16 protein-coding genes are annotated in these 19301 nt (G+C 63.6%); 10 read left to right on the top strand and 6 right to left on the bottom strand.

The genetic code is table 11. The annotated features are described in order from the left end of the window. Positions 1–28 precede the first annotated feature (28 nt). The 3 genes from UIB01_RS12165 (at position 29) to UIB01_RS12155 (ending at position 3344) form a co-directional block, all read left to right on the top strand. On the top strand, positions 29–1648 hold the full coding sequence (locus UIB01_RS12165; RefSeq protein ID WP_038660728.1) for a long-chain fatty acid--CoA ligase: 1620 nt from the start codon (positions 29–31) through the stop codon (positions 1646–1648). 74 nt (positions 1649–1722) lie between these two features. Continuing rightward, the gene (locus UIB01_RS12160; protein ID WP_038660725.1) at positions 1723–2805 is read left to right on the top strand and encodes a CaiB/BaiF CoA transferase family protein; all 1083 of its coding nucleotides are present in this window, start codon (positions 1723–1725) and stop codon (positions 2803–2805) included. Positions 2806–3125: 320 nt separating this feature from the next. Beyond that, a complete protein-coding gene (locus UIB01_RS12155; protein WP_038665717.1) occupies positions 3126–3344 on the top strand; it encodes a hypothetical protein in 219 nt (72 codons plus the stop codon). Between the two features lie 846 nt (positions 3345–4190). Here the strand turns inward: UIB01_RS12155 and UIB01_RS12150 are convergent. The 5 genes from UIB01_RS12150 to UIB01_RS12130 are packed head-to-tail and all read right to left on the bottom strand — an operon-like array spanning position 4191 to position 9738. Beyond that, positions 4191–5342, bottom strand: coding sequence for an acyl-CoA dehydrogenase family protein (locus UIB01_RS12150; protein ID WP_038660721.1), 1152 nt, complete (start codon positions 5340–5342; stop codon positions 4191–4193). A gap of 38 nt (positions 5343–5380) precedes the next feature. Beyond that, the gene (locus tag UIB01_RS12145; RefSeq protein ID WP_038660718.1) at positions 5381–6475 is read right to left on the bottom strand and encodes an enoyl-CoA hydratase/isomerase family protein; all 1095 of its coding nucleotides are present in this window, start codon (positions 6473–6475) and stop codon (positions 5381–5383) included. Between the two features lie 2 nt (positions 6476–6477). Continuing rightward, entirely contained in the window at positions 6478–7368 is an 891-nt protein-coding gene (gene mmsB / locus UIB01_RS12140; RefSeq protein WP_038660715.1) for a 3-hydroxyisobutyrate dehydrogenase, read from the bottom strand. A gap of 36 nt (positions 7369–7404) precedes the next feature. Beyond that, positions 7405–8178, bottom strand: coding sequence for an enoyl-CoA hydratase (locus UIB01_RS12135; protein WP_038660712.1), 774 nt, complete (start codon positions 8176–8178; stop codon positions 7405–7407). Between the two features lie 48 nt (positions 8179–8226). After that, the gene (locus UIB01_RS12130; protein ID WP_038660709.1) at positions 8227–9738 is read right to left on the bottom strand and encodes a CoA-acylating methylmalonate-semialdehyde dehydrogenase; all 1512 of its coding nucleotides are present in this window, start codon (positions 9736–9738) and stop codon (positions 8227–8229) included. A gap of 156 nt (positions 9739–9894) precedes the next feature. On the opposite strand from UIB01_RS12130, the gene UIB01_RS12125 reads away from it, so the two are divergent. Next, a complete protein-coding gene (locus tag UIB01_RS12125; RefSeq protein ID WP_038660707.1) occupies positions 9895–10785 on the top strand; it encodes a LysR family transcriptional regulator in 891 nt (296 codons plus the stop codon). Positions 10786–10904: 119 nt separating this feature from the next. Here UIB01_RS12125 and UIB01_RS12120 read toward each other — a convergent pair whose 3' ends face one another. Next, positions 10905–11258 carry a YgaP family membrane protein gene (locus UIB01_RS12120; protein WP_038660704.1) on the bottom strand — a complete coding sequence of 118 codons (354 nt, stop codon included), beginning with the start codon at positions 11256–11258 and terminating at the stop codon, positions 10905–10907. A gap of 196 nt (positions 11259–11454) precedes the next feature. On the opposite strand from UIB01_RS12120, the gene UIB01_RS22785 reads away from it, so the two are divergent. From UIB01_RS22785 to UIB01_RS12095, 6 genes are read left to right on the top strand one after another with little or no spacing between them, the layout of a single operon-like run. Then, on the top strand, positions 11455–11544 hold the full coding sequence (locus UIB01_RS22785) for a potassium-transporting ATPase subunit F (protein WP_080695083.1): 90 nt from the start codon (positions 11455–11457) through the stop codon (positions 11542–11544). Between the two features lie 8 nt (positions 11545–11552). Continuing rightward, positions 11553–13253, top strand: coding sequence for a potassium-transporting ATPase subunit KdpA (gene kdpA, locus UIB01_RS12115; RefSeq protein WP_038660700.1), 1701 nt, complete (start codon positions 11553–11555; stop codon positions 13251–13253). 11 nt (positions 13254–13264) lie between these two features. Further along, entirely contained in the window at positions 13265–15316 is a 2052-nt protein-coding gene (kdpB, locus tag UIB01_RS12110) for a potassium-transporting ATPase subunit KdpB (RefSeq protein WP_038660697.1), read from the top strand. A 42-nt stretch (positions 15317–15358) separates the two neighbouring features. Then, positions 15359–15925, top strand: a complete 567-nt coding sequence (kdpC, locus tag UIB01_RS12105) for a potassium-transporting ATPase subunit KdpC (protein ID WP_038660694.1) — start codon at positions 15359–15361, stop codon at positions 15923–15925. A 5-nt stretch (positions 15926–15930) separates the two neighbouring features. Beyond that, on the top strand, positions 15931–18588 hold the full coding sequence (locus UIB01_RS12100; RefSeq protein WP_038660691.1) for a DUF4118 domain-containing protein: 2658 nt from the start codon (positions 15931–15933) through the stop codon (positions 18586–18588). Continuing rightward, positions 18585–19280: a response regulator gene (locus UIB01_RS12095; protein ID WP_038660688.1), complete on the top strand. Its 696-nt coding sequence runs from the start codon at positions 18585–18587 to the stop codon at positions 19278–19280. Before UIB01_RS12100 ends, UIB01_RS12095 begins: the two co-directional genes overlap by 4 nt. Positions 19281–19301 lie beyond the last annotated feature (21 nt).

Below are 19301 nucleotides of genomic sequence, written 5' to 3'. Positions count from 1 at the left end.
AGAGGTAGGAAACATGCAACCAGGATTGATGCAGAACGCCCCGCTGCTGATCAGCAGCATCGTCACCCACGCCGCGCGTGCGCATGGTGATCGCGAGATCGTCTCGCGGCTGGTCGACGAACCCCTCTGGCGTTATGACTATGCCGGGCTCGCCGCCCGGTCGGCGCAGGCCGCCAGCATGCTGGGGAAGCTCGGCATCGGCCCCGGCGACTGCGTGTCATCGCTGGCTTGGAACACCCACCGCCATTACGAGCTGTTCTTCGCTGTGCCCGGCATCGGTGCGGTGCTGCACACGGCCAACCCGCGGCTGTCGGACGAGCAGATCGTCTACACCATCAACCATGCCGGCAGCCAGGTACTGCTGTTCGACAGCAGCTTCGCCGCTTGCGTCGCCCGGTTGCGGCCGCGGTTGGGCAATATCCGCCATTTCATCGAGCTGGCCGCGCAGCCGAGTTCCGGTCTGCAGGATGTGCTGGGTTATGAGCAGCTGATCGCCGCCGAGCAGCCGCTGGACTGGCCGCAGTTCGACGAGAACGCCGGTGCGGTGCTCTGCTACACCTCCGGCACCACCGGCGACCCAAAGGGTGTGCTTTACAGCCACCGTTCGGTGGTGCTGCATGCGATGGCCGCCGGGTTGTCCGGCGCGTTCGGCCTGTCCGCCTTCGATTGCATCATGCCGTGCTCGTCGCTCTATCACGGCACCGCCTGGGGCATCCCATTCGCAGCGGCGATCAATGGCTGCAAGTTCGTGCTGCCGTGCGACAAGATGGACGGCGCGAGCCTGCAGGAACTGATCAAGACCGAGGGCGTGACTCTGTCCGGCGGCGTGCCGACCATCTGGACCATGTACCTCGCCCATCTGGAACGTAGCGGTGAGGATTCCGGCAGCCTGGCGCGTCTGGTGATCGGCGGTTCCGCCGTTCCGCGGGCCATGGCCGAGACCTTCCAGACCAAGTACGGCGTCGCGGTCTGTCAGCTGTGGGGGATGACCGAGACCAGCCCGCTGGGTGTGGTGGCAACGCCGACGCCCAAGCTGGCCGAACGTGGTCAGCAAGCGACCAACGACACCATCTGGACCCGTCAGGGACGCCTGCAATTCGGCATCGAACTGAAGATCGTCGACGAGGAAGGGCGTGAGCTGCCGTGCGATGGCGTTAGTTCCGGCAGCCTCAAGGTGCGCGGCCCCTGGACGGTCGAGCGCTACTACCGCAGCGAGAAAAGCGCGCTGGATGAGGATGGCTGGTTCGACACCGGTGACATCGCCACGCTGGATGCCGATGGCTTCATGCGTATTACCGACCGCAGCAAGGACGTGATCAAGTCCGGCGGCGAGTGGGTCAGCTCCATCGATATCGAGAACGTCGCGGCGGCCTGTCCCGGTGTGAAGGTGGCAGCGGTGGTCGGCGTGTTCCACCCCAAATGGGAGGAGCGCCCGGTACTGGTGATCGAGCCGCATGCCGATGCCGAAGTCACCGTGGAGAAAATTCTCGCCCATCTGGAGCCGAACATCGTCAAGTGGTGGATGCCCGATGCGGTGATCTTCGACGCGGTGCCGCTGACCGCTACCGGCAAGATTGACAAGAAGGTGCTGCGCGAGCGCTATCGCAACCATCTGGTCGAGAACCAGCCCAGCGCCGTCAACCAGTAACGCCTGTTACCCATACGCGCTCCGTGCTTCGGTGCGGGGCGCGTCTGCGTGCGTGTGAATCTAGGAGATTTGCCATGAACGAACACGACGATGCCCGTAGCGGACCGCTGTGCGGCCTGCGCGTGCTGGAGTTTGCCGGGATCGGCCCAGGGCCGCACTGCGCGATGCTGTTGGCAGACATGGGCGCCGAAGTGCTGCGCATCGAACGCGAGGGTGGTAACGGCTGGCCGAACCCTGTGGTCGATCGTGGGCGCAAGACGCTGACGCTGGATATCCGCAGCGAAGCAGGGCGTGCGCGCTGCCTTGAGCTGGCGCAGACCGCCGATGTGCTGATCGAGGGTTATCGGCCAGGCGTGATGGAAAGGCTGGGGCTCGGGCCGGAGGAGCTGCTGCAGCGCAATCGGAAACTGATCTACGGACGCATGACCGGTTGGGGCCAGACCGGCCCGCTGGCCAAGGCGGCTGGTCACGATATCAACTACATCGCACTGACCGGTGCGCTGGCGGCAATCCGTGGCGAGAGCGGAACCGCGATACCGCCGTTGAACCTGGTTGGCGATTTCGGCGGCGGCTCGTTGTATCTCGCGGTCGGCATCCTCGCCGCGTTATGGGAGCGCGAGCGCTCCGGCCAGGGCCAGGTGATCGATGCGGCGATCGTCGATGGCGTGTCGTCGCTGATGACCTTCTTTGCCGGTCTGCTGCCGAGCGGACGGATCGACATGCAGCGCGACCGTAATCCGCTGGCCGGTGCAGCACCTAACTATCGATGCTATCGCTGCGCGGATGGCCGCGAGATTGCCATAGGCCCGCTGGAGCCGCAGTTCTGGCGAGAATTGCTGGAGCGCATCGATGCGCCGGAAGGGCTCTGGGTGGGGTGTGCCGATCCGGCTGAATGGCCAGCACAGGCCGAGCTGCTGGAGCGCTTGTTCGCTACCCGTACCCAGGCCGAGTGGTGCGCCCTGCTGGAGGGCAGCGATGCCTGTTTCGCACCGGTGCTCGAGTTGGCCGAGGCGGCGCAGCATCCGCATCTGCGTCAGCGCGGTGTCTATCAGGACCTCGATGGCATCGTGCAAGTGGCGCCGGCCCCGCGCTTTTCGCGTACACCAGGCAAAGCCAGGCGGACCTTGCGCTGCAGTTCAGACGCCGGTTGGGATTGAGCGAGCTACCGAAGGCGGCTTCGAAGGGAAGATATTCTGATCAATTTGGCCGAGTGCATGGCAGGTTTGTGAGTCATCTAATTTATAACGGTTCGGCGCGCGCTTTTATTGGACATGCAGTCAAGAAATCGATTCCACAATATATAACGCTTATGTCAGCGCCCTGTTCGAAGTAATGCCACGTTATCGACCAAAGTCGTGTATAGCCTGTAATACGCAGGCTAGACGTGCCGCACGTCGGTTCAGGTTGCGACTTTATGCCAGCGGACTACTATGAAAACGAGGCTGCTTATTACAACAAAAACGGGGAGTCAAACGTCATGAATAATCATGCCGAACAACAAGTAGTTGCACTCGAACTGTGCCGTTTCCTGGCTCACTGTGTTGCCGCGATCGTGGTCGTGGGAATGCTCTTCGTGGCCCTCATTGGATCCTGGCATGTTGCTCTCAATGTCGGTCTCGTTCCATTACTGGCCATCGTCGTCTGCGATTACCTGGCCAGACGCAAGGAAACTGCTGTGCAGACAGCAGACGCCTGATACGACCCAGGCGCTAACCAGCCGAAGAACCTACCTATGCCGATAGAGCGATCGACACCCTGACAGTGAATCACTGCCGGGGTGTCTTGCATTGGGGCATCGTGCACAGCCTCATATCGCCTGCCCGTGGCTGCCGCTGCGTATCGCAAAGATCATGGCAGGGTTACCCAAAGGTGTTACTTCCTTTGTACAGCGTAACGGGCGCTGAGGCGCGCGGTAACGAATCCAGCGCTGAGACGACAATTTACAGCGCTAGGAAATCAGTAACTCATTGAAAAATAAGGTTTTACAAAACATGGCACGGAAAATGCTTTATTAGCGGCACAACAAAAACAAGAAAGCACACCCAATAACAAGAACAACACGTAGCGACTCCGACACAATAAAAACAAGCAGGTGGGAGACGTAGCAAACTGATTCTTTTGGAGAGGAATTGCCCGACAGGTTTCCTGTCGACCGGACCGAGAACAATAAAACTGCCTTGAGGCAGCTCCAGAACCGGTTGAGCCCGTGAGGGTAGTGGCAACATCAGCGACCAAAATAATCCGTTTGTTCTTTATGTCCCTTATGGGACTGCTACTCGGACGATGTCCGACCGGGCTGCCAACAAAAACAACAAGCCCGTCAGCAGAAGAAGAACAAAGCAACACGCCCTGAAGGGGAGCCTAGCGGCTCCCCTTTTTATTTGGGCCCGGATAACAGCAGCCGGTTTGTCAGGCGTTGTTTGTGTGTCGTTGAGTCGGCTTGGATACATGTCTGGCTGGCGCTGCCGCGGGAAAACACGCCTCTATGGCGAATGCCGAGCTGTCAGATCGCAGCACGGCATTCGCCCAGTACGAAGTGAGCTTACAGTGCGTAGTTCGCCAGCTCCCGTGCGATCAGCAGGCGCTGGATCTCGCTCGAGCCCTCGTAGATCTGCGTGATACGGGCATCGCGGTAATAACGCTCGACCGGATAATCCTCGAGATAGCCGTAGCCGCCGTGGATCTGCACCGCCTGCGAGCAGACCTTTTCCGCCATTTCCGAGGCGAACAGCTTGGCCTGGGAGGCTTCGGACAGGCACGGCAGGCCGGCGCTCTTCAGCCGCGCGGCATGCAGAATCAGCAGACGCGCCGCATTCAGCTGGGTCTGCATGTCGGCGAGCATGTTGGCGATGCTCTGGTGCTCGGCGATCGGCTTGCCGAACTGGACCCGCTCGCGGGCGTAGAGCAGGGCGGCTTCGAAGGCCGCACGGGCGATACCCAGGGCTTGTGCGCCGATGCCGATACGCCCGCCTTCGAGGTTCGACAGCGCAATTGCCAGGCCCTTGCCGCGCTCGCCAAGCAGATTGGCCTGGGGGATTCTGCAGTCGCTGAGCGATACCGCGCAGGTGTCGGAGGCGCGGATGCCCATCTTGTGTTCGCTGCGCTCCACCGCAAAACCCGGGGCGTCGGTAGGCACCAGAAAGGCGGAAAGACCCTTCTTGCCGAGGTCCGGATCGGTCACCGCGAAAACGATGGCCAGCTTCGCTCGTTTCGCGTTGCTGCAGAACTGTTTGCTGCCATTTAGTACCCACTGGCCGTCCACCAGTTCGGCGCGGGTGCGCAGGTTGTGCGCCTCGGAGCCGGCCTGCGGTTCGGTGAGGGCGAAGCAGCCGATGGCGCGACCGCTGGCCAGTTCCGCCAGCCATTCGTCCTTCTGCGCCTGCGAGCCGTAATTCAACACCGGGCCGCAGCCCACCGAGTTATGGATGCTCATCAGCGCGCCGGTGGCGCCGTCGCCGGCGGAGATTTCCTCCACGGCCAGCGCGTAGGCGACGTAGTCGATATAGCTGCCGCCCCATTCTTCCGGGACGACCATGCCGAGCAGGCCAAGCTCGCCCATCTGGGCGACCAGGGCGTCATCGATCCAGCCGGCCTTTTCCCAGGCCTGTGCATGAGGAGCGATCTCGCGGCGGGCGAAGTCGCGCGCCATGTCGCGGATCATGCGTTGGTCTTCGCTGAGTTCGAGGTCATGCATTGCGCGTTCTCTTCTTGTTGTTGTGCTGCAAAAGAGGTTCAGGCCGTGGCGCTGCGACGTGCCTTGCCGGTCGTGGCCTTGAAGCCGTCGAAGAACGCCTGCACGCGCTCAGGCGTGACCTCTGCCAACGTCGGTGGATTCCAGCGCGGTGACTTGTCCTTGTCGATGATCAGCGCACGCACGCCTTCCATGATGTCGCCCTTGGCGAACCATTGACGATCCAGATGCAACTCCAGGGCGAAGCAGTCGGCGATCGGCAGCTCGCGGCCGCGCCGCAGCATCTCCAGGGTCACGCACATCGCCAAGGGCGAGCGGCTGTCGATCACCTTGAGCGTTTCCTCGGCCCAGTCGGCAAATTCCGGACGCGTTTCGGCGGCCAACGAGGCGCGAATCGCGACCACATCGCTCTTACCGAAATGCTCGTCGATGGCCTGATGCAGTGCCTTCAGCTCAGAGCCAGGGAGCTTGTTGCTGCCCAGCGTCGCCACTAGCGTGCGCAACCCTTCCTGCGGGTGAACGGACCAGCTCATGCGGTCGAGGCAACGATCCAGTTCGGCGATCTGGTCGTGGCTGACACACCAGTCGGCCAGGCCGACGTGCAGCGCATCGGCGGCGCGGATCTGCAGGCCGGTGACGCCCATGTAGGTGCCAAGTTCACCCGGCAGGCGTGAGAGAAAATAGCTGCCGCCGACATCCGGGAAATAGCCGATGCCGACTTCCGGCATGCCCATGCGCACGCGCTCGGTGACCACCCGCAGCGACGCACCCTGGACCAGGCCCATGCCGCCGCCGAGGACGAAACCGTCCATCAGCGCCAGCAGTGGCTTCGGGTAGGCATGGATGTACTGGTCGAGGGCGTATTCCTCCTCAAAGAAGGTTTCGTGCTCGGTGTCGCCGCGCTGGAAGCTGTCGTACAGCGAACGAATGTCACCGCCGGCGCAGAAGGCTTTTTCGCCATTGGCACGCAGTACCACGGCATGAATCTGCGGATCGGCCGCCCAGGCGCTGAGGTGCTGTTGCAGCAGACGGACCATTTCCAGGGTCACCGCATTCAGCCCGGCCGGGCGGTTTAGGGTGAGGTGGCCGACGTGGTTGCGTACGGCGGCCAGCACGGGGCATTCGGTTGCACTCATGGTCAGGTGTCCTTGCGGTACTGGTTGATGATCGCCGAGAAGTCCAGGCCGCCATAACCCTGGGCGCTAAAGCTCTGGTAGAGCTGCTGGGCGAGGGCGCCGAGGATCACCGGCTGGCGCACCTGCTTGGCGGCCTCGGTAGCCAGGCCGAGGTCCTTGAGCATCAGATCGCTGCCGAAGCCGCCGCTGTAGCCGCGGGCGGCCGGTACGTTGTCCAGTACGCCAGGGAAGGGGTTGTAGGTGTCCGAGCTCCAGCAGCGACCGCTGGAGGTGTTGATCACGCCAGCCAGGGTCTTGGCATCCATGCCCAGTGCGACGCCCAGCGCCATGGCCTCGGCGACGCCGATCATGGAGATACCCAGGAGCATGTTGTTGGCGACCTTGGCCACCTGGCCGTTGCCGGCCGCACCGCAGTGCACGATGTTCTTGCCCATGGCCGCGAGGATCGGTTGTGCACGATCGAAGTCCGCATCGCTGCCACCAACCATGAAGGTCAGGGTGCCGGCTGCTGCACCGCCGGTGCCACCGGAGACCGGCGCGTCGAGCATCGGGTTGCCATGCTCGGCAGCGGCCTTGGCCACTTCGCGCGCGCTGTGCGGGTCGATGGTGGAACAGTCGATGAGCATCACACCCGCGCGGCTGTGGGCGATCAGGCCGTTCGCGCCCAGGTACACGCCTTTCACGTGAGCGGCGGCCGGCAGCATGGTGATGATCAGTTCGGCGTTGCCCTGGGCGATGGCGGTCGGAGAATCGACCGGAAGCGCGCCGGCGCCGACCAGGTTCTCGACGGCCGCGGCGTTGAGGTCGAAGACGCTGAGCTGGTGGCCTGCCTTGAGCAGGTTGTGGGCCATGGGCGCGCCCATGTTGCCGAGACCGATAAATCCGATATGCATGGCGTGTTTCCTCTTGTTGTTATGGCCAGATGCGGCTTAGCGATTGGTGAACTCAGGCTTGCGCTTCTCGCTGAATGCGGCCATGCCTTCCTTCTGATCGGCGGTCGCGAACACCGCATGGAACACGCGACGCTCGAAGCGGATGCCTTCGGCCAGCGTGGTCTCGAAGGCGCGGTTGACGCTTTCCTTGATCATCATGGTGGCCGGCAGGGATTTCTCGGCAATCACCCGGGCGGCCTTGAGGGTTTCCTCCAGCAGGCTTTCGGCCGGGAATACACGGGCGACGAGACCGGCGCGCTCGGCTTCGGCGGCGTCCATCTGGCGACCGGTCAGGCACATGTCCATCGCCTTGGCCTTGCCCACGGCGCGGGTCAGGCGCTGGGTGCCGCCGATGCCCGGCAGTACGCCGAGGTTGACTTCCGGCTGGCCAAAACGCGCGTTATCGGCGGCAAAGATCATGTCGCAGAGCAACGCCAGTTCGCAGCCGCCGCCCAGGGCGTAACCGGCGACGGCGGCAATCAGCGGCTTGCGACGGGTGGCAATGCGGTCGGCGTCGGCGAAGAAGTCATCCAGATAGATCTGCGGATAGGTCAGCTCGGCCATTTCCTTGATGTCGGCGCCGGCGGCGAAGGCCTTGGCCGAGCCGGTGAGCACGATGCAGCCGATCTGCGGATCAGCCTCGAGCTGGCCCAGCGCCTGGTTGAGCTCGTTGATCAGCTGGCCGTTGAGCGCGTTGAGCGCCTGCGGCCGGTTGAGGGTAATCAGCGCAACGCGCTCCTGGATGTCGACGAGCAGGGTTTCGAATGTCATTTCAGCATCCTTGAGGGCCGGCGCGTCCGCCGGCCCGGTGGGTAGATGTCACTTCAGATTGATGGTGGTGTTGACCGGGCCGCCGACCTCGTTCTCATCGAACCAGCGCTCGGTGATGGTCTTGGTCTGGGTGTAGAACTGCACCACCTGCTTGCCGTACGGGCCGAGGTCGCCGAGCTTGGAGGCGCGCGAGCCGGTGAAGGAGAACATCGGCACCGGCACCGGGATCGGTACGTTGATGCCCACCTGACCCACGTCAATCTCTTCCTGGAAGTGCCGCGCCGCCGCGCCGGAGCGGGTGAAGATGGCGGTGCCGTTGCCATTCGGGTTGGCGTTGATCAGCTCGATGGCTTCGTCCATGGTCGCCGCCGCCATGACACAGAGGACCGGGCCGAAGATTTCTTCCTGATAGATGCTCATTTCGCGGGTGACGCCGGAGAAGATCGTCGGGCCAACGAAGTTGCCGTTCTCGTAGCCGCTGACGCTCGGGTTGCGACCGTCCAACTCCAGCTTGGCGCCTTCGCGCACGCCGCGTTCGATCAACCCGCTGACGCGATCCAGCGCTGCGCAGGAAACCAGAGGACCGACATCGGTGCCGGCCTCGACACCGGCGTTGACCTTGAGCGTCTGCGCCTTGGCCACCAGATCGGGAATCCAGGCCTGCGCTTCGCCCACCAGCACCACCACCGACAGCGCCATGCAGCGCTGGCCGGCCGCACCGAAGGCGGCGCCGGCGAGGTTGTTGAGGGTCTGCTCCTCGTGCGCATCGGGCAGCACGATGGCGTGGTTCTTCGCGCCCATCATGCACTGCACCCGCTTGCCGGCTTGTGAAGCGCGGTTATAGACATGGGTGCCGACCCTGGTCGAGCCAACGAAGGACACCGCCTTGATATCCGGGTGGTCGCAGATCGCATTCACTACGTCCGGCCCGCCGTGCACCACGTTGAGCACGCCCGGTGGCACGCCGGCTTCCAACGCCAGTTCGCACAGGCGCATGGTGACCATCGGGTCCTGCTCGGAGGGCTTGAGGACGAAGGTGTTACCGGTGGCGATGGCCATCGGGAACATCCACAGGGGGATCATCGCCGGGAAGTTGAACGGCGTGATGCCGGCGCAGACGCCCAGCGGCTGCAGCAGGGTATAGGTATCGACGCCCGCGGCAACGTTGTTGGCCAGCTCGCCGAGCTGCAGGTTGCCGATGCCAGCGGCGTGCTCGACCACTTCCAGCCCGCGGAACACATCGCCCTCGGCATCGGCCAGGGTCTTGCCCTGTTCGGCGGTGAGGATCGCCGCCAGCTCCTTCATGTTCTCGCGGATCAGCTGCTGGTACTTGAGGAAGGTGCGTGCCCGCGCGCCGATCGGTGTCTTGCGCCAGGTCTTGAAGGCTTTCTGGCCGCTGGCGACGGCACGGTCGATTTCCTCGGCGGTCGCGAACGGCACGCGGGCCAGGACTTCCTGGGTCGCGGGATTGACGACGTCGCGCCAGTCCTGGGTGGTCGATTCGATAAATTCACCGTCGATCAGCAATTTGACGGTAGGAATGGCGCTGGACGTTGTCATATGGCTCTCCGCCTGAGAAGGCACTGTTGTTGTTATGACTCGCGGACAGCTGCGAGAAGATGCATTGAATGTAGCAATGCAAAAAACCACATTACAATGCGATCGACTGCAGAGTCGTTCTGCATAAATGCACAGGAGCTGATGGAGGCTTCAACCATGGACTGGGACAATCTGCGCTATTTCCTCGAGGTCGCCCGAGCGGGGCGGCTGACGACCGCGGCGCGCCGGCTCGCTGTCGACCACACCACCGTGTCCCGTCGTTTGCAGGCGCTGGAAAAAAACATGGGCCTGCAGCTGTTCCTGCGTGAGCCCGGCGGTTACAAGCTCACTGAAGCCGGGCGCAATCTGCTGCCGCGGGTGGAAGCGATGGAAAGCGCCAGCGTGGCCATCGAGCACTCGTTGCCGAGCATGGGTGATGGCCTTTCCGGGCAGGTGCGCATCGGCGCCACGGAGGGTTACGGCACGGTGATGCTTGCCGGCCAGCTCACCGGGCTCAGCCGGCGCTATCCGCATCTGAACATCGACCTGCTGGCGCTGCCGCGGGCGGTGCGCCTGTCGCGTCACGAGGCGGATATCGTCATCACCCTGGAACGCCCGGAGCGCGGGCCGTTCATCATCACCCGGCTCACCGACTACGTGCTGCGGCTGTATGCCTCGCCAGCCTATCTCGACGAACACCCGCCGATCCGCAGCCGCGAGGATCTGGCCGAACATCGCTTCGTCAGCTACGTGGATGATCTGCTGTTCAGCAAGGAGTTGCTGTTTCTCGATGGCATCGCTGACGCCCGCTCCATCGGCCTGCGCAGCACCAGCCTGCTGGCGCAGCAGGAGGCGGTGGCGATGGAGGCAGGGATCGCGATTCTGCCGGCGTTTTCCGCCGACGCCGATCCACGGCTGCGACTGCTGCTGCCCGAAGAGGTCAGTTTCACCCGCACCTTCTGGATGTTGATGCCGATCGAGTTCAAGGACCTGGCGCGCATGCGCACGACCTGGGATTACCTGAAGGAAATGGCGCAGCAGAACCAGGACCGATTGCTGGGCCAGTAGTTATAGCTGGCCGAGCTGTCCAGAGAGTCAAACGGCGCTGCGAGAGCGCCGGGAGATTGCGCGTCAGCCGTGTAGCGGCTGTGCGCAGGCGGCACATCATCGAAGCACCGCCCGGTCGATCAGACGCGCGGCGTGGTGCGGCTTTCGTTGCCCATGGGGGTGGAGTCCGGCATCTGAACGCTCGCATCGGTGAAGTCCGAACTGTGCACTTCGGAATCCATCGGCATATGGCTGTAGCGCTGGCTCGGCAGTGCCGGCTTCGTTTCCATCTCGGTCAACAGGCGCTTGCCCTCGCAACGGCCGCTGATGCCGCGGGCCAGGGCCATGCCGCCCATCGCCAGCTCGGCCAGACCGAAAATCCCGCCACGGCGCAGACCCTTGCCCATCAACACCAGGCCGCCGGCCAGCGAGGCGGCGCGTTCCCAGCCGTGGACGTTCTGTGGGGCGGATTTGTCGAACATTTGCTTGATCATGACGCGGCATCCTCTATGCGGGTGGTTTATAGATGACTGCGGCGTGCGGGTAGCGTTCCGGTCCGAGCGGCGGCGCAAGACCAACGTCAGAATTTACGGTTTTTTTACGCCCCCTGACCGGTAACACAATCGAATCTTTACGCCGGCTGCCTCGAGACTCCGTACACGCATTGACGCGTCATACGGAGCATTACCCATGACTATCCTCGACGGGCTCGCATTGGGCCTGGCCATCCTTCTTTTCCTCTATCTGCTGGCTGCGCTGTTGCGCGCCGAACGTAGTTAGGAGGCCGCATGCACGCCAACGACTACTGGCTGATCGCGGCGTTCTTCATCCTTGTGCTGGCGCCAGCACCCTGGCTTGGCCGCTATCTGTACCGTGCAATGGAGGGCGAACGCACCTGGCTGGCACCTGTATTTCAGCCGGTCGAGCGGCTGTGTTATCGCATTGCCGGTATTGATCAGGAGCGCGAACAGAACTGGATGAGCTACTGCCTGGCACTGCTCGGGCTGACTGCGTTCAGCCTCCTGGGTTTGCTTGCAATGCTGATGCTGCAAGGGCAGCTCCCGCTGAATCCGCAGCAGCTGCCCGGGCTCGAATGGCACCTGGCGCTGAACACGGCAGTGAGCTTCGTCACCAACACCAACTGGCAGGCCTATAGCGGTGAGGCACAGCTCAGCTACTTCAGTCAGATGCTGGGTCTGGGTGTGCAGAACTTCGTCAGCCCGGCGGTGGGTCTGGCGGTGCTGGTGGTGTTTTGCCGCGCACTGTCGCGCCGCAACGCGGGTGCAGTCGGCAATTTCTGGGTCGATATGACCCGCGCGGTGCTGTACGGACTGTTGCCGTTCAGCCTGATCCTGGCGCTGCTGCTGGTGTGGCAGGGCGTGCCGCAAAGCCTGGCGGAATACGCGCAGGTGGTGACGCTGCAGGGCGGCGAGCAGAGCATTCCATTGGGGCCGGCAGCCAGCCAGATCGCGATCAAGCAGCTGGGCACCAACGGCGGCGGCTTCTTCGGTGTCAATTCGGCCCACCCGTTCGAGAATCCGACAGCCTGGAGCAACCTGCTGGAAGTTGCAGCGATCCTGCTGTTGCCGGCCGCGCTGGTATTCATGTTCGGCCACTACGTTCGCGACCTTCGGCAGAGCAGGGCGATTCTGGCCTGCATGCTCGTGCTGTTCTCACTTGGTCTTGCAACGACCCTGCTCGCCGAACATCAGCCCAACCCTGCGTTTGCCGACATTGCCGTGGAGCAGACGGGGCCGCTGGAAGGCAAGGAAAGCCGTCTGGGCATTGCCGCCTCGGCGCTATGGGCGACCGTGACCAGCGCGGCTTCGAACGGCTCGGTCAATGCCATGCATGACAGCTTCAGCCCCCTTGGCGGCATGGTGCCGATGTTCAACATGATGCTGGGCGAGGTCGTGTTCGGCGGTGTTGGCGCAGGCTTGTACGGCATGCTGCTGTTCGTGCTGGTCACGGTTTTCCTGGCGGGACTGATGATCGGACGCACACCCGAGTACCTGGGCAAGAAGCTCGAAGCGCGCGAGGTCCGCCTGCTGGTGGCGTCTCTGCTGGTGATGCCGGTGGGTGTGCTGGTGCTGGCTGCGCTCGGTGTGAGCTTGCCGGGCCCCGCCGCCTCGATCACCAATCCTGGCCCTCATGGGCTGAGCCAGATCCTGTACGCCTATACCTCGGGTACCGGCAATAACGGCTCGGCCTTCGCCGGTTTTGGTGCCGGCACGACCTATCACAACCTGATGATCGCGCTCGCCATGCTGCTGGGGCGCTTCGGCTTCATCCTGCCGGTGCTGGCGATTGCCGGCAGCTTGGCGGCGAAGAATCGCGCACCGCTCGATGCCAACAGCTTTCCCACCCACGGGCCGCTGTTCGTGACGCTGTTGACCCTGGTGATCCTGCTGGTCGGCGGGCTGACATTCCTGCCGGCCCTCGCGCTCGGCCCGCTCGCCGAACACTTCGTCCTGCTGCAAGGCTTCTGAGGAGCGTCATGATGAACGTCCGTCAAACGGCACTCGAAAGTGCCGAGCAACAACCTGCTACATCCTTTGCCGCGCTGTGCAAGCCGGCGCTGCTGCAGGCCCTGGTCAAACTCGACCCACGCCGGCTCGCCCGATCTCCGGTGATGCTGGTGGTCGAGCTCGCCGCTGTAGCGACCACATTGCTGTGTTTCCTGCCCGACGCGGTGGTCAGTCGCCCGGTGGCAATACAGATAGCTCTCTGGCTGTGGTTCACCGTGCTCTTCGCCAACTTTGCCGAAGCGCTTGCCGAAGGGCGCGGCAAGGCGCGGGCGGATAGCCTCAAGGCAGGCGTGCAGGGACTCGAAGCGCGCCTGCGCGATGACGATGGCAATTTCCGCCAGGTGGCGGCGAGCAGCCTGCGGCGCGGTGATGTGGTAAGGGTCGAGGTCGGCGAACTGGTTCCCGGCGATGGGGAAGTCATCGAAGGCATCGCGGCCGTCAACGAGGCGGCGATCACCGGGGAGTCTGCACCGGTGATCCGCGAGTCGGGAGGGGATCGCTCGGCCGTCACTGGCAATACCCGCGTGGTGTCCGATTGGCTGCTGGTGCGCATCAGCAGCGATCCGGGCGAATCCACACTGGACCGAATGATCGCTCTGGTTGAAGGGGCCAAGCGGCAGAAAACGCCCAACGAGGTCGCGCTGGACGTCCTGTTGATCGGGCTGACGCTGATCTTTCTCGTGGTGGTCGCCACGCTGCAGCCATTCGCCCGCTTCGCCGGGGGCGACCTGCCTCTGGTCTTTCTGGTCGCGCTGCTGGTGACATTGATTCCGACGACGATCGGCGGGCTGTTGTCGGCGATCGGCATCGCCGGCATGGATCGTCTGGTGCGGCTCAACGTGATCGCCAAGTCGGGCCGGGCAGTGGAGGCGGCGGGCGACGTCCAGGTGCTGCTGCTGGACAAGACCGGCACCATTACCTTTGGCAACCGGCGCTGCGCCGCGATGGTGAAGGCCCCAGGCATTTCCACCGCCGAACTGTCCTACGCGGCATTGCTGTCCTCGCTGGCGGACGACACGGCCGAAGGCAAATCCATCGTGGAATACCTGCGTGCCCTGTCGCCGATGGCGGAGCCGTCCACACAGAACGTCAGCAATATTCCATTCAGCGCCGAAACCCGTTTATCCGGTGCCGATCATCAGGGCCGCCGCTATCGCAAGGGCGCGGTAGACGCCGTGCTTGACCATCTGGGCATGACACGCGAGCAGGTTCCGCCGGTACTGGCACGTGAGGTGGATAAGATCGCTCAGAGTGGTGGCACACCTTTGCTGGTATGCGCCGATGACCGTTTGTTGGGCGCCATTCATCTCAAGGATGTCGTGAAGCCAGGCATACGCGAACGCTTCGCCGAGCTGCGCCAGCTGGGCATACGTACGGTGATGGTTACCGGGGATAACCCGCTGACGGCAGCCGCGATCGCAGCCGAGGCCGGGGTCGACGACCTGATTGCCGAAGCGACGCCGCAGAAGAAATTGCAGCGCATCCGCCAGGAGCAGGCCGAGGGCAAGATGGTCGCCATGTGCGGCGATGGCGCCAACGATGCGCCAGCGCTGGCGCAGGCCGATGTCGGCATGGCAATGAACGACGGCACCCAGGCGGCGCGGGAGGCGGCGAACCTGGTCGATCTCGACTCCGATCCGACCAAGCTGCTCGACGTGGTTCAGGTGGGCAAGCAGCTGCTGGTGACACGGGGCGCGTTGACGACCTTTTCGATCGCCAACGACGTGGCGAAGTACTTCGCCATCCTGCCGGCATTGTTCATCGGCATCTATCCGCAGCTCTCGGCACTGAACCTGATGCAGCTGCACAGCCCGGAGAGCGCGATCCTGTCGGCGATCGTGTTCAACGCGCTGATCATCGTCGTCCTGATCCCATTGGCGCTGCGTGGCGTGCGCATCAAGGCGGCCGATGCAGCCAGCCTGCTACGGCGCAACCTGCTGATCTACGGACTTGGCGGGCTACTGGCGCCGTTCGTTGGGATCAAGCTGATCGATCTGCTACTGACCGCGACTGGTCTGGTCTGAATCCCGCCGCGCCAGGGTGGCGCGGCTTCTGGAGATGAAAAGATGCTCAAACAAATTCGTCCGGCGTTCGTCCTGCTGGTCCTGATGACCCTGATCACAGGGGGCGCTTATCCGCTGCTGGTCACGGCTGTGGCGCAGCTCGCCTTTGCCGAACAGGCCAATGGCAGCCTGGTTCGTGATGCCAGCGGGCAGGTGCGTGGCAGCAGCTTGTTGGCGCAGCGTTTCGAAGGCGCGCAGTGGTTCCATCCGCGCCCCTCGGCGGGGGACTACGAGACGGTGGCCAGCGGCGCCAGCAACCTGGCACCAAGCAACCCGGAACTGGCGGATCAGGTCCATGCGCGGGTAATCGAATGGGCTGGCAGCCCTGCGGCGCCGGTGCCTATGGAGTTGGCGACGACTTCGGCCAGCGGGCTGGACCCGCACCTGACGCTGGCTGCGGCCCGCTTTCAGGCGTCACTGGTGGCGTCCGCTCGGGGCATCCAGCCCGAGCGTCTGGACCGCTTGCTGCTCGAATACCTCGAAGCCCCTCTGGTGGGACCCGCCGTGGTCAACGTGCTGGCTCTGAATCTTGCATTGGCTGACAATCGCCTGCCTGCCCCCAGCGAGTGATGTGAATGAGCGATGCCCTGCGCGCGGATGCGCTGCTCGACGATGTACCAAGGGAAGGCCGCGGGCGTCTCAAGGTTTTCCTCGGAGCCGCGCCCGGGGTCGGCAAGACCTACGCGATGCTGCAGGCCGCACAGCGCCAGAATCGTCTCGGATGCGACCTGCGTGTGGGTGTGGTCGAAACCCACGGCAGGGCTGAAACCGAAGCGATGCTCGTTGGCCTGCCCGAGCAGCCGCTGATCCGCAGCGAGTATCGCGGCATCACCCTGGACGAGATGGACCTCGACGGGCTGCTGGCGGCGCGGCCGCGTGTGGTGCTGGTGGATGAACTGGCCCATAGCAACGCGCCTGGAAGTCGCCACAGCAAACGTTGGCAGGATGTGCTGGAACTGCTCGAAGCAGGCATCGACGTCTATACCACGGTCAATGTCCAGCATCTGGAAAGCCTGAACGATCAGGTCCGCGCGATTACCGGGATACAGGTCCGGGAAACCGTCCCGGACTGGATCCTGCAGGAGGCGCACGACATCCTGCTGATCGACCTGCCGCCGCGCGAGCTGCTGGAACGCTTGCGCGAAGGCAAGGTTTATGTGCCCGATCAGGCCAGGGCGGCCATTGATGCATTCTTCACGCAGACCAACCTGACGGCCTTGCGTGAGCTGGCTATGCAGACTGCCGCCGCGCGGGTCGATGCCGAGCTGAACCGGCGTTACCGCTTGCAGGGTCAGTCGGCGCCGGCCGTTCGTGGTCGCCTGCTGGTCGGTATCCACGGTAACGATGCAGCCGAAGGACTGGTACGGCATGCCGCACGTGTTGCGGAGCGCAGGCACCTGCCGTGGTCGGTCGTGTATGTGAACACCGGGGCGAATCGTGGCGAGACAGAGCTCGCTCATCTGCAAGCAGCTCAGCAACTGGCAGAGCGGCTGGGCGGTGAGGTGGTGGAGCTGCGCGGGGAACGGGTAGCGCGAACACTGATCGATCACGCCTACGAGCGCCGCGCTACGTTGCTCCTAGTCGGACGTAGCGGAGCACGACGGGGCCTGAAACGCTTGTTCATGCGTTCGGTCGCCGAGCAGCTCATCGCGGCAGGTCAGGGGCTGGAAGTCAGTGTTCTCGACCAGCAACGCACGCCCTCGCGCAGGGTCGGCGAGGCGAGGCGGGCAGCGGACTGGCGCACCTACCTCTTGGCGCTGTTGGCGACCCTGGTGGCGACCGGGGCCGCGCTGGTGCTGTCGCGCTACCTCGCGCTACCCAACATCTCTCTGGTCTTTCTCGCAGCGGTGCTGGTCGTGGCAGTACGCAGTAGCCTGGGTCCGGCGCTGGCTTGCGCGGGATTGTCGTTTCTGTTCTACGACTTTCTGTTCATCCCGCCGACCTTCACCTTTATCGTCGCGCGTCAGGAAGATGTGCTGACGCTGTTGTTCTTCCTGTTGATGGCAGTCCTGGCCGGCAATCTTGCCAGTCGCCAGCGCCGCCAGCTGCAGTCCCTGCGTCAGGCTCAGGCGCAGACCACGGCGCTGCTCGACCTTTCCCGGCGGCTCAGCGCTGCGACAGATGTACAGGCGGTCTGTGCCGTTGCAGTTCACCAGCTGCAGTTGTTGCCGGATATCGAGGCTGTGGTGGCTATGCGAACGAAGAAGGCCGAGTGGTCGTTCAAGGGCGGTGCTCTGCCTGATCTGAACGACCAGGCGCTGGCGGCGGCCGAGTGGGCCTGGAAACACGGGCAGCCCGCGGGGCAGGGGACCGATACCTTGCCTGGCGGGCAATGGTGGTGGCTGCCGCTCAGCGGAGATGGGCAATCGCTGGGCTTGCTGGGCATTCAGCCTCTAGCCGGGACGCAGCTGCCGCCGCCGAAACGTCGGCTGATAACCGCCCTGGCCCAGCCGCTTGCCCAGGCGCTGGGCCGTGCGACGCTTGCCGATGAACTGGAAGCGGCCCGCCTGCATGGCCAGAACGAGGAGTTGCGCAGCGCCTTGCTGGCTTCCGTCTCGCACGATCTGCGCACACCACTGACCGCCATGCGCGGGTCCATCGACTGCCTGGCCAGTCTGGGGCCGGGCATGAGTGAGACTGACCGGCAGGAACTTCTGGAAACCACGCGGGACGAAGCGGAGCGGCTGGATCGCTATATCCAGAACCTGCTGGACATGACACGTCTGGGGCATGGCGGGCTCAAGCTGATCCACGACTGGGTGACGCCGGCCGACATTGTCGCCAGTGCCCTGCAACGCCTGCAGCGGGTCCTGGCTGGGCTTCAGGTCATAGTTCGGATTCCCGACCGACTGCCGCTGCTGTACGTCCACGCGGCGCTGATCGAGCAGGCGCTGATCAACGTACTGGAGAACGCTGCGCGATTTTCCTCCCCGGGAGGGTGCGTGGAAGTAGAAATTGCAGCGGACGTCAACAAGTTGCGTTTCATCGTCAGGGATGAGGGGCCCGGTATTCCCGAAGCGGAGCGAGAGAAGATCTTCGACATGTTCTACACGGCTGCACGGGGCGATCGGGGCGGTCCGGGCACCGGGCTGGGTCTCGCCATCTGCCAGGGCATGATCGGCGCTCATGGCGGGCGCGTACTGGTTGATGATGGGCTCAATGGCAGAGGCGCAAGCGTGATCCTGGAGCTGCCGCTATCGCCGCAGCCGGAAATGGAGGAAGGTCTTTCGTGAGTGGCGAATCGGCAAGTGTTCTGATCATCGACGATGAGCCGCAGATCCGGAAATTCCTTCGCATCAGCCTTGTCTCGCAAGGCTATCGGGTGGTCGAGAGCGTCGATGGCCGCGATGGTCTGACCCGCGCGGCGCTTGAGCGGCCGGATCTCGTGGTGCTGGACCTTGGCCTGCCTGACATGGACGGCCAGGTCGTGTTGAGCGAGCTGCGTGGTTGGAGCCAGGTACCGGTGATTGTGTTGTCGGTACGCTCCAGTGAGGCGGAAAAGGTCAGGGCGCTCGATGCTGGCGCAAATGACTACGTCACCAAGCCATTCGGTGTTCAGGAGTTCCTCGCCCGGGTGCGCGGGCTGTTGCGTCAATCCACGGTTCCTGCGAGCACGGCAGCTCAGGTGGTTGCAGGCGCCCTGTGCATAGACTTCGCGTTCAGACGGGTCAGCCTGGATGATCAAGCTGTGAGCCTGACGCGCAAGGAGTTTGCGGTTCTAGCGGAGCTGGCCCGTCACGCTGGTCGGGTGGTGACACAGCAGCATTTGCTGAAAGAAATATGGGGGCCGTCCCACGGAGGCGACAGTCACTATCTACGTGTCGTTATCGGGCACCTGCGGCGCAAGCTTGGCGATGATCCGGCTGCGCCGCGCTTTATCGTGACCGAGCCTGGGGTAGGGTATCGCCTGGTCTCGAACGCATGACGCGCGCACCTGAGCACTATC

It is taken from the genome of Stutzerimonas decontaminans (assembly GCF_000661915.1).
GTDB lineage: Bacteria > Pseudomonadota > Gammaproteobacteria > Pseudomonadales > Pseudomonadaceae > Stutzerimonas > Stutzerimonas decontaminans.
The sequence above is the reverse complement of the archived record's forward strand: the minus strand, read 5'-3'. Positions and strand labels throughout refer to the sequence as shown.

What these genes read in the sequence shown, in the direction of transcription:
- UIB01_RS12165 (WP_038660728.1), top strand. Translation starts at nt 29, where the DNA reads ATGCAGAACGCCCCGCTGCTGATCAGCAGCATCGTCACCCACGCCGCG.
- UIB01_RS12160 (WP_038660725.1), top strand. Translation starts at nt 1,723, where the DNA reads ATGAACGAACACGACGATGCCCGTAGCGGACCGCTGTGCGGCCTGCGC.
- UIB01_RS12155 (WP_038665717.1), top strand. Translation starts at nt 3,126, where the DNA reads ATGAATAATCATGCCGAACAACAAGTAGTTGCACTCGAACTGTGCCGT.
- UIB01_RS12150 (WP_038660721.1), bottom strand. Translation starts at nt 5,342, where the DNA reads ATGCATGACCTCGAACTCAGCGAAGACCAACGCATGATCCGCGACATG.
- UIB01_RS12145 (WP_038660718.1), bottom strand. Translation starts at nt 6,475, where the DNA reads ATGAGTGCAACCGAATGCCCCGTGCTGGCCGCCGTACGCAACCACGTC.
- mmsB (WP_038660715.1), bottom strand. Translation starts at nt 7,368, where the DNA reads ATGCATATCGGATTTATCGGTCTCGGCAACATGGGCGCGCCCATGGCC.
- UIB01_RS12135 (WP_038660712.1), bottom strand. Translation starts at nt 8,178, where the DNA reads ATGACATTCGAAACCCTGCTCGTCGACATCCAGGAGCGCGTTGCGCTG.
- UIB01_RS12130 (WP_038660709.1), bottom strand. Translation starts at nt 9,738, where the DNA reads ATGACAACGTCCAGCGCCATTCCTACCGTCAAATTGCTGATCGACGGT.
- UIB01_RS12125 (WP_038660707.1), top strand. Translation starts at nt 9,895, where the DNA reads ATGGACTGGGACAATCTGCGCTATTTCCTCGAGGTCGCCCGAGCGGGG.
- UIB01_RS12120 (WP_038660704.1), bottom strand. Translation starts at nt 11,258, where the DNA reads ATGATCAAGCAAATGTTCGACAAATCCGCCCCACAGAACGTCCACGGC.
- UIB01_RS22785 (WP_080695083.1), top strand. Translation starts at nt 11,455, where the DNA reads ATGACTATCCTCGACGGGCTCGCATTGGGCCTGGCCATCCTTCTTTTC.
- kdpA (WP_038660700.1), top strand. Translation starts at nt 11,553, where the DNA reads ATGCACGCCAACGACTACTGGCTGATCGCGGCGTTCTTCATCCTTGTG.
- kdpB (WP_038660697.1), top strand. Translation starts at nt 13,265, where the DNA reads ATGAACGTCCGTCAAACGGCACTCGAAAGTGCCGAGCAACAACCTGCT.
- kdpC (WP_038660694.1), top strand. Translation starts at nt 15,359, where the DNA reads ATGCTCAAACAAATTCGTCCGGCGTTCGTCCTGCTGGTCCTGATGACC.
- UIB01_RS12100 (WP_038660691.1), top strand. Translation starts at nt 15,931, where the DNA reads ATGAGCGATGCCCTGCGCGCGGATGCGCTGCTCGACGATGTACCAAGG.